The organism is Streptomyces sp. SP18BB07, from assembly GCF_036322545.1.
Classification (GTDB): Bacteria; Actinomycetota; Actinomycetes; order Streptomycetales; family Streptomycetaceae; genus Streptomyces; species Streptomyces deccanensis.
The window spans coordinates 1-3,029 of record NZ_JAQYWT010000074.1; the positions used below are offsets into that span (position 1 = coordinate 1).

Here is a 3,029-nt window from a genome sequence, read left to right on the forward strand (position 1 = left end):
CAGTGGGGACGCCTCCTGTACGCAGCCGGTACGCGGTATGCACGCTCGGGGATTTCCGAGCCCCGCACCCCCGCTGCCGACTGGTGCTCACCACGCCTGAACCCTGATGCGTTTCACGTCAGCGTCGCGGTCCGGGGGGCCGATGCGTTCGTAGGCGCAGTGCTTGGTGACCGGGTTCAGGACGGCGACTTTCAGCGGGCTCTGGGCGGCTTCCTCGATACGCGACAGCCAGGCCCGGTGGGGGACCAGGATGGTCAGGTCCGCAGGCCACCGGGCGAGCGCCGAGGGGTCCGGGCACACCACACCGGCCGGCTGGAACGCGGCCCCTGTGTGTGTCCGGCTATAGAGGAGCAGCCCGTTGCCGTGGGCGGGGCTCTGGTCGCCGCAGGTGACGGCCTTGCCGGAGGCGCAGCGGACCAACTGCATGAACGCCGGCCACAGCGCGGCGTCTATGCCCGCGTGCTCGAAGAAGTCCGTCAGCCGCTCCTGCTCCGCCTGCTGCTCCTCGTGCGCCTCTTCCAGCATGGCCAGCCGACGGTCCTCGGCCGCCAGTCTGCGCTGCTCGGCGGCCAGTCGGGCCCGCTCGGTGGCAGCGGCTTGCTGCTGTACGGCCCGTCGGCGCTGCTCGGCCCCAGCCGCCTGCCGGACGGCTTCGGCATCGGCCTCCAGCCGGGCCCGGGCGATGGCCTGGCGGACGTAGGAGCGGGCGGTCCACCACACCGAGCCGTCCGGGCCGGTATGGGCGTGCACCCGGCCCTGGAGAATCCACCGGACCGCCTCTACGAGGGAACAGCTGATGTGCGTCCACGCCGCCTTCGTCTTCAGCGTGTGCGGCGCCGCCCAGGTGTAGCGCGCCATGCCATGGCGCACCGTCCACGCCTCCCCGCGGTTCCTCGGGGGCGCTACCCGCAGGCAGGGCACGCCGCGTTCCCACGGCCGCTTCTCCATCGCCACCCAGCACACCGCCACACCGTCCGCCGCGTAGCGGTCCGTCCGCATCTGCGCGTCCCTTGGCGTCATCGGCGACAGCTGTGCCTCCAGCGCCATGAACGGCCGGTCCTCCCGGTCGAAGACCAGCACGTCGGCACGCCAGGTCCGGGCCTCGTTGCCGACCTCCAGCTCGGCCCTGAAGCCCGCCGCCCGGGCGGCGGTGGCCAGCTCCAGCTTTAGCAGGTGATGCTCCGGCGACTCGTTCGCCAGCGCAGAGTCGTCAGGCCGCACCTGGTGGTAGAAGTGCCTGGCACGGTGCGGGGAGAGGCGCGCGAACACCCTTCCCCGGCACTCCGGACACGCCAGCTCCAGCCCCTTCACACGGTGGACGTCCGCCCAGGACCGGCCACACCCCAGATCGTCCAGCGACGCATCCAGCCGGCCCCAGCCCGCATGCACGGCCGTGTACCCCATCGGCCCCCCAACGTGTTCCCCGAGAAGGCCAGCATCCCCGTGCCGTAACGGCGATACACCCAGTCTCCAGAGCACGGCAGGTTGGACAGCCCCTTGCCGTTGCGCGTAGCCATCCGCAGCCGCCGCGCCAGCTGCGTATGAGGGACCCATGGCATCTGCCCCCTGCGGCGGGCCAGGCAGAGGCCGGGGCACAGGGCACCGGGACTGGGTCGGGCTGCCCTCGCGCCGCCTTAGGCGGCGTCATGGGCACCCCTTCACCGGCGCGCCGAAGCCGGACACGGGCGGAAAACCCTCTCTCGTTCTGTCGCTGGCATGTCATACGCTGCTTCTGGCAGTCGCGCCCCGCAGGTCACCGTGAACACTGTCGCGGTCACGTCCGGGTGCAGCGCGGCGCCCTCGATTCCCCGGTGCAGCACCGGGTTTCCTTGTGGGGGTTTCAGCACTGTGCGTAGGCGCAGCATCTCGACCGCGACGGCGCTCGCGGTTGTCTTCAGCTCGGTGGCCTTGAGCGCCGTTACGGCAGGGCCCGCCGCGGCCGCCACCATCGGCTCGCCCGCCGGCATCGTCGTGCACAGCGCGCTGAAGCGGGTCTTCATCGGCGACGATGCCACCGATTCCATCATCGCCGCCGACTACAACGGCAACCGCGTCGACTCGGTGCGCGGTATCGACGGAGTCTTCGACCTGGCGCTGTCCGACGACGGCGCCACGCTGTACGCGGCAGCGCGCGGCAGCCACGAGATCGTGGCCCTGGACGCGGCCACCCTGGACGTCAAGGCCCGCTACCCCGTGGCCGCCAGCATCGGCCCGCTGTACCTGGAGTTCACCGGCCAGAAGGTCTGGTTCACCTACGAGGACCCGTCCGACGGCTACAGCAACCTGGGCTCGATCGACCCGGCGGCCACCCCGGCCGACGGAAGCGAGACGGTGGCACTCAGACAGCTCCCGCACGCCAGTCCCGCCATCAACGGCGGCGCACGGATCGACAGCGACCCGTCCGCGCCCGGCCTCCTGGCCCTCGGTGCGACCGACTTCGACGACACGGCCAAGGACATGATGGCCGTCGTCGATGTCTCCGGCGCCACCCCGCAGCTGACGGCCTGGCACGACGGCGGCTACACCCTGAACTACGTCAACGACATCGACCTCGTGCCCGGCGCGGGGGAGGTGCTGGTCGACGGCACTGAGCGGCACACCTACGCGGACGGGAAGTTCACCGCCGCCGGCAGCTACGGGCCGGCGGGGCAGCGCGCGGACATCGCCCCCAACGGTCTGGTCGCCCAGGTGAACGGCACGGATGTGGCGGTCTACCGCCCGGGTGCGAAAACCCCGGTCCGTACCTACGCCGCCGACACGGACGCCCTCGCCTGGGCCCCGGACTCCTCCCGGCTCTTCGCTCTCGTCTCCGCACCCGGCGGCTACGTCCTCAAAACGCTCACCGACCCGGCCAAGAGCGTCCCGACGCTGACGATCAACGCACCCGCGACCGCCACCCGCGCCAAGAAGCTCACCGTCACCGGCAAGGCCTCCGCCACGCTCCCTCTTCCCCCCGGCGCCGAACTGCAGGTCACCCGTACCGACATGGAGAGCCCCGGCGGCAAGGCGCTGCCGGCCGCCGCGGTGAA

General features: G+C 71.5%; 2 protein-coding genes. One reads left to right on the top strand and one right to left on the bottom strand.

The annotated features are described in order from the left end of the window. Nucleotides 1-87: 87 nt before the first annotated feature. Nucleotides 88-1,404 (bottom strand): competence protein CoiA, encoded by a 1,317-nt coding sequence (locus tag PUR53_RS00240; protein ID WP_329906962.1) that lies wholly within the window; start codon nucleotides 1,402-1,404, stop codon nucleotides 88-90. Nucleotides 1,405-1,902: 498 nt separating this feature from the next. Between PUR53_RS00240 and PUR53_RS00245 the strand changes: the two genes are divergently transcribed. After that, nucleotides 1,903-3,029: YncE family protein (locus PUR53_RS00245; RefSeq protein ID WP_443080241.1), on the top strand; the 1,127-nt coding region annotated here is incomplete at its 3' end.